Annotated in this window: 7 protein-coding genes; 3 read left to right on the plus strand and 4 right to left on the minus strand. The window is 59.9% G+C overall.

Annotated elements, in window-relative coordinates; all coding sequences use genetic code 11:
• Window positions 1–218: 218 nt before the first annotated feature.
• The 3 genes from TX78_RS12190 to TX78_RS12200 form a co-directional block, all read right to left on the minus strand.
• Window positions 219–845: a vitamin K epoxide reductase family protein gene (locus tag TX78_RS12190; protein ID WP_044496605.1), complete on the minus strand. Its 627-nt coding sequence runs from the start codon at window positions 843–845 to the stop codon at window positions 219–221.
• 8 nt (window positions 846–853) lie between these two features.
• On the minus strand, window positions 854–1,591 hold the full coding sequence (locus tag TX78_RS12195; RefSeq protein WP_233722264.1) for a DsbA family protein: 738 nt from the start codon (window positions 1,589–1,591) through the stop codon (window positions 854–856).
• A gap of 121 nt (window positions 1,592–1,712) precedes the next feature.
• Entirely contained in the window at window positions 1,713–2,285 is a 573-nt protein-coding gene (locus tag TX78_RS12200; RefSeq protein WP_044496606.1) for a hypothetical protein, read from the minus strand.
• Between the two features lie 185 nt (window positions 2,286–2,470).
• Here TX78_RS12200 and TX78_RS12205 point away from each other — a divergent pair, with 185 nt between their 5' ends.
• The 3 genes from TX78_RS12205 to TX78_RS14665 all read left to right on the plus strand — a co-directional run bounded on the left by TX78_RS12205 (window position 2,471) and on the right by TX78_RS14665 (window position 5,220).
• Window positions 2,471–3,559 carry an acyltransferase family protein gene (locus TX78_RS12205; protein WP_081652799.1) on the plus strand — a complete coding sequence of 363 codons (1,089 nt, stop codon included), beginning with the start codon at window positions 2,471–2,473 and terminating at the stop codon, window positions 3,557–3,559.
• A 239-nt stretch (window positions 3,560–3,798) separates the two neighbouring features.
• Window positions 3,799–4,686, plus strand: a complete 888-nt coding sequence (locus tag TX78_RS12210) for a C40 family peptidase (RefSeq protein WP_044496608.1) — start codon at window positions 3,799–3,801, stop codon at window positions 4,684–4,686.
• Window positions 4,687–4,758: 72 nt separating this feature from the next.
• The gene (locus TX78_RS14665; RefSeq protein ID WP_081652801.1) at window positions 4,759–5,220 is read left to right on the plus strand and encodes a methyltransferase family protein; all 462 of its coding nucleotides are present in this window, start codon (window positions 4,759–4,761) and stop codon (window positions 5,218–5,220) included.
• A gap of 300 nt (window positions 5,221–5,520) precedes the next feature.
• Here TX78_RS14665 and TX78_RS14455 read toward each other — a convergent pair.
• Window positions 5,521–6,225: helix-turn-helix transcriptional regulator (locus TX78_RS14455; protein ID WP_044496609.1), on the minus strand; the 705-nt coding region annotated here is incomplete at its 5' end.

A 6,225-nucleotide genomic window follows, 5' to 3' on the forward strand; every position in this document is an offset into this window, starting at 1 on the left:
AAGTCGTCGTTGTCAGATCCGCAGCCCGTCAGGACGAAGGCTGAGGTGGTCAAAGCGATCGCGGCGAGAGTGTTCCGCCGGTTCGCCGAGGTGGGGATATGGCCAAGAGGCATCGTGTCTCCTTGGTCAGTTGTGAAGTTCAGAAGTCATATCGGTCACGCATAGAGGCTGCAGGTGCGCACGTGTGGGTGGCACTGGGCTCTCTGCGTCTGAAGTGGTCACGAGAAATTGACCACCGCTATGTTCACTAGCAGGCCGACCAGCACGAACCAGCTCAGCAGCACAATCTCGTGCCGACGGATGGCAGCGCGAGCGAGCCGTTGTGCGCGGCCAGAAAGCTGTGTGCTGAGCCGGCTGACTGATTCGAGGCTGACGTACCAAACGGTGAGGAACATGGCCACCCACACGAGCATGCAGTAGGGGCACAGCGCTTGGATTCTGACCATGCTCTGATACATCAGCCAACCGACGAACAGCGTGCCCAAGATGGCCCCGAGTTGCAGCCCGGTCCAGTACCAGCCCGCCAGTCGTGCTCCGCCCAGCACAGCCCCACCGGTTGCTGCGATGATGGCGAATCCCGCGATCCCGAGATACGGGTTGGGGAAGCCGAAGACCTCGGCCTGCCAAGAGGTCATCACTGGCACGCAGGAAAGTGTCTCTCCCAGGGTGCAGCTGGGTGAATAGAAAGGATTGGTCAGCAACCAGTACTTCTCCACTGCCAGGACGAATGAGGGCACCAGCCCCAGCAGGCCAGAGAATAAGAGAACGAGCCCGGTGAAACGGGTGGAGAGTCCCGGTACTGGACGCTCAGACGGTGGTGAGGGCTTCTGCGGAGTCTGAAACATGCCCGGCCTCACTGGTTTTCAAGGGCGTCGTTGATGGGGTCGGTGAGGTCATCCATCGTCTCTGGACTCACCGGTTGATCGTTGATAAAGAAGCTCGGCGTGCCACGCAATCCAAGTGCTACGGCGTCCTCGAAATCAGCTTGGACTCGCTCGGCGACGTCATCGGAGTAGTACTCCTCTTCCCACTGCTCCACGTCGAGACCCAGGTCCTCGGCGAAGCCGCGGAACACTTCGTCCTGGGGTTCCTCGTTGTGGCTCCACTCCTCCTGGGTCTCGAACATGCGCTGATACATCGCCTCCAGCTCGCCCTGACGGGCAGCTGCCTCCACCGCGTGGGCAGCCTGTCGGGAATTGGGGTGACCGTCAAGCGGGAAGTAGCGGATGACGACATTGATCTGGCCTTCGTACTCATCCCGCAGCGCCTCCACGGCTGGGTAGACCGCCCCGCAGGCCTCGCATTCGAAGTCGAGGAACTCCACAAACGTCACATCACTGTCGGGGACATCATCGAGTCTGTGGGAGTCGTCCCTGACGATCAGGTCTGCATTTGGAGCATTTTGCTCCTCGGCCAGGTCCTCATCGGTCGGTGGCGAGTCTGTTGGTGAGTTGCGGAACACTGTCACTAGCAGCACAAGCAGAAGCACTGCCAAGGCGCCGACGATGAGAGCTCGTTTAAGGACCGATCTGGTCATGGTGCCCCCGAGAGGGCTTTTGATGGGGGAATCTGGTTGGTGTTCAGTGGGCATGGGTACCGTCCTTGAAGCCTGTCCTTGATAGCCAGTTGGGCATGCGCGCACAGAGCTAAGGAAGAGTCATTGAGGATTGACCGGTGCACGCGAGGAGGCACAAGGCAGTGCCGCCTACACCTCAGGAAACAAGTGCAGGCGGGCCGCGTAGTGGGTTGGGGCCTTCTCCTGGACGGGATTCAACAGGAGTCCATGGTTTCTCTGCCGAGGGTGTATGCACCGGGTAGGTGACTGTATCTGCGACTTCTGGCATGTTCCGGAACAGGGACATCTCCAGCAGCAACTGCAGCATCTGGACTAGCTCATCGCCGCGGCGCACCGCCGTATAGGTCACCATGAGGGCCAAGAAATGTACTAGCAGGGAACTGGGCTCGGTGTGAATCAGCAACTGATGCTGGTGATCCTCAACCCCAACAGCCGGGCCGGGGCCAAACATCATATGAAGAAACACCTGGCCGGCAAGCACCGCCACGGCCAACCGTGTGCGGCTCCGGGGCACTCGGGAGAGCCCAATGCAGACCGGTGCAGTGATAGCAAAAGCAAAGAGAACGGTCAGCAGCGCAGGGGCATGACCAGTAACGGTGTAGTGAGCCAGAGCAGTTGAAACTACTGCGATCAAGCTGACGATCAGGCCACGGGCGATACGCCCTCCACCTCTAAGGTCAGCGGCATACCCGGTCTGAGCACCGCGCATACAAATCACCTCCAAGGCCGCCATGCTCCGCTCATTAGGAACATGCGCATTCTGCATGATTCTACAGGACGTAGAAAACCGGCGGCTAGCTTCCCTCAGCACACGGGCCGAAGTATCGTTACCATTCTGTGACAAAGGAGTTCGATGCGCAATCACGCCATGAGCCGTTACCCAGGAATCCTCACATGAGGCAATCAGTAGCCCACCCTCAGCGCCGCCTACCTGGCCTAGACGCTGCACGCGGTATCGCAATTGCGGGAATGGTTCTGGTCAACGTCGGCCAGGTCACCCAGGCTGGCCCCATAGAGCCGTTGATGCGCCTTGCCTACGGGCGCGCGTCTCTGCTCTTCGTTGTTCTCGCAGGGGTCGGCATCGCGCTTGCCACGCGCCGCTACCGGGAGGCAGGCAAAGGTGGCGTGCTCTCGCTACTGCCTCGAGTGCTCATTCTGCTCATCAGCGGTCTTGGGCTGCAGCTGCTTGATCACGAGGTCAACGTCATCCTGCCCACCTATGCCGCTCTCTTTGTAGTCGCCATGTGCACAGTACAGATGCCGCGACGAGGGCTTCTCATCGGTGCTCTGGCCTCAATGGCTGCCGGTCCGGTGGTATGGCTTGCTGCCCAATGCGACCATGAGATCACCCGACATGCTCCGACGCTGCTGGATTCACCCCTGCATATAGCGGCTGATGTCTGTGTCTATGGCCCGTATCCCGTGATCACATGGATCGGCCCGTTTCTCTTCGGAATGTGGTTAGGCCGGCTCAACCTTGCAGATACCAGGGTTCAGTGGCGTCTCACACTATGGGGCGGCGGCGCGGCTGTCGGCGGCCTGCTGGCGTCACGAGTGCTGGTGCTTTTCCGCGGTGAGCCAAGCCCCGGCAATGGCTTTGACCGGCTCATCTCCGCTGTCGGACATTCGCAAATGCCTCTCTGGCTGGCCTCCGGTGTCGGCTCGGCAGTGTTCGTCATAGGGTTTCTGCTACTTGCGTCCGCTCACTTGCGTTGGTGGAGCTATCCCCTCACCGCCCTTGGTCGGCTTTCCTTGAGTGTCTATGTCTTTCATCTGCTGGTCCTTGCATTCATCGTGACCCCTGAGACTTCCGGGGTAATCACGGTCATCCTGATTCTCACAGCTGCCACCATCGGAGCGGCCCTCTGGTGTCAGAAGTTTGCCCGGGGACCACTGGAGGTACTCATGCACGCTGCCGGAGCACTGATGGCACCAGGCTCTCGACCACAGGACAGCTCAAGCGACGGCACCCCCCGAGAATGACAGGCCGCGTTCACACCCTTCAAGAGAACAACCGAGCTCTGAAGCCAGAAGTGTCCAGTCGTGAGGACACGGGCCGTTATCGAAGTGTTACAAACTTTATAGATTTGTTATATAGTCGTGCTCATGTTCAGACCCTTGAGCCTGAATGTGTTCAAGAAACCGTTACCAGGTCAGCTACTCGAAGGCCGGTGCGGAGGAGATTCGCAGAACTACCGCAACAGCAGGAAAAGGTTTTAGAAGTGACAGACAACACCATGTACCTCTCGCGCCGCGATCGTCGCCGCGCTTCCCGTAAGAGTATGACCGGTGCCCACGCAGCCTCGGCCGGCCGCGCCACCGCAGCTGTCCTTGCCGCCTCAGGCTTGGTCATCAGCAGCGGCGTGGCTGCCAACGCTGCTGAAAACTCCGATGAAGTCCGTGAATCTGCCACGATTTTGCTCAACTCCTCAGAACTCACCGTGGAGCGCTCTTCCAGCACTGCGGCTGTGACTGTGGCCGCCTCCAGCGACGTAGACCTGAGCTTCGACCGCCCGACGGTGACCTCTGAGCCTGCCCCCGAACCTGAGCCCGAGCCGGATCCAGTTATTGAGGCAACTCCCGTTGCCCAGCAGACCGAACAGCCTGCCCCCCAGAGCGAGCCTGCCGAGAACCAGCAGCAGTCTCAACCAGCTCCGCAGTCCCAGCAGCAATCTGAGCCTACTCAGCAGGAGTCCCAGCAGAGCTCGTCCGGCTCCGAAGGTGAGGGCTCCCCTGCCGGTGAACAGGAAGAGCAGCCAGCCAGCAGCGGCAATAACTCAGTGGTGAGCGCCGCTTATGCAGGCATCGGCGCCCCCTACCTCTGGGGAGGAACCACTCCCTCCGGCTTTGACTGCTCCGGTTTTATCAACTGGGCATACAACCAGGCTGGTCGCGGTGGTCTCCCTCGTACCACATACGGCATGGAGGCATCACTGCCCCGCGTTTCCAGCCCTCAGCCTGGCGACATCGTGCTTGCCAACAACAACACCCACGGCGCCATCTACGTCGGAAACGGCCAGGTGATTTCCTCGACCCCTTCAGGCGGAGTGCGCCTGCACGGTATGAATGAGCGCTGGCACCAGGTCAACGCTATCGTCAGACCCGGCTGATTCGCAGTAGTGCCTCAGATAGCTCTGCTGTGAGTCCTTTTTCGGAGAGCTCATTGGATGGAGAATAAGGGCATGAACAGTCCCAAGGTGTGCGCTCCTCCAGTTCTGGTGCTCTCAGGAGCAGGGGCCGCTCAAATTCTTCTGCGGAAGAAACCGCTCAACCCGGCCCGGGCAGTGTGCGCCGCACTGGTAGGGGCTGCCTCAGCGGGGATGCTGGCCAGTTCTGTCTTACGATTCCGTCAGCAGGACACGACCGTAAACCCCGTGCAGCCCGAAGCAGTCTCTTCTCTGGTCACAAGCGGCCCCAATGCGATCAGTAGGAATCCCATGTACCTCGGCATGACAGGCTTGTTGTGCGCGCATGCGCTGTGGCGCGGGAGGTGGAGCGCAACAGTTCCAGCAGTAGCATTTGCGGTGTGGATCGACCGGGTGCAGATTCCACCCGAGGAAGTCGCATTGGAAGAGCGCTTTGGCCGGGAATACGAGGCATACCGGTCGAGTGTGCCACGCTGGCTGGTCTGGACGGATAAATAGCGGGCGCACCTTTAGCGTCAGGGGACTGCGCTTAGGAGTCAATACAAGACTCACTGTTATTCGAATGGTCGACTGAGCTGAAAATATAAGCGGATGTGTGCAGAAAAGCCCATCGTATCGTTATTACTAATTCGCCGATTTTGACTCGGAGAACAAATCTCGATTCCACTTTTCACCTGGGTGCCTACGGTCCGTTGCTCTCACCACTGGGGTGTGTCTGCCATTGACTGGTCTCCTGAGACTTCACAGTGGTACGAGGGGCTTCTTCAGTGCGTGAGCAAAAAAGAGCAGGCCGGTCATTCAGCCGGGGAACAATGGGGTCACGGCCTTGGCCAATGTCGAGGGCGCCAGCCCGAAAGTTCGGTATGTGACCTTGGTCAGGTGCGAGGAGTCTGTGAAGCCAGCAGCGTGCGCGGCATCCGTCAGTGATGCCCCACCAAGCACCTCTTCGGTGGCGCGCTGGAGCCTCAACCACAGTACGTAACGCCGAAAGGGCAGACCGAGCTGTTCGGTGAACAGATGCCGGAGCCGACTAGCGGACAGGCCAACCTCGGCGCTGACATCGGCCAACCGCACCGGGCCATCAAGCATCTTAGGCAAGGCACGAACAGCGCTGTCTAGAGCGGGATGCACTGAGTCACCGGGTACCGCTAACCTTGACGCCCCCAGTGCATGCAGGATCTCCGCCACGAGCGACTCTGGTGATCCGGCCCGCGCCCTCTCCGGCCAGGAGTGGATCCTGGGTAGTCCGTTGGCGGCGTTGATCCAGGTGTGGACTGAGTCTTGGTCGCTACCCCACCGTCCCGATATCGCGCGCCCCGCGGCGCTTTCTGGGTCGAGGTACAGCATCACTGCCTCAGTAGAACCCTCGACGATCGTGTGCGGAACACTGGGAGGGACAACCGCGGAAACGCACAGCCGATGGTATCCCGAATGGTCCTGCAACATGACCGCAGTATCGGCGAGGACGATTTGGATGGCGTGGTGGGCGTGTTCGCGAGTTGG

The sequence above is a fragment of the Nesterenkonia massiliensis genome (assembly GCF_000455245.1).
Classification (GTDB): Bacteria; Actinomycetota; Actinomycetes; order Actinomycetales; family Micrococcaceae; genus Nesterenkonia; species Nesterenkonia rhizosphaerae.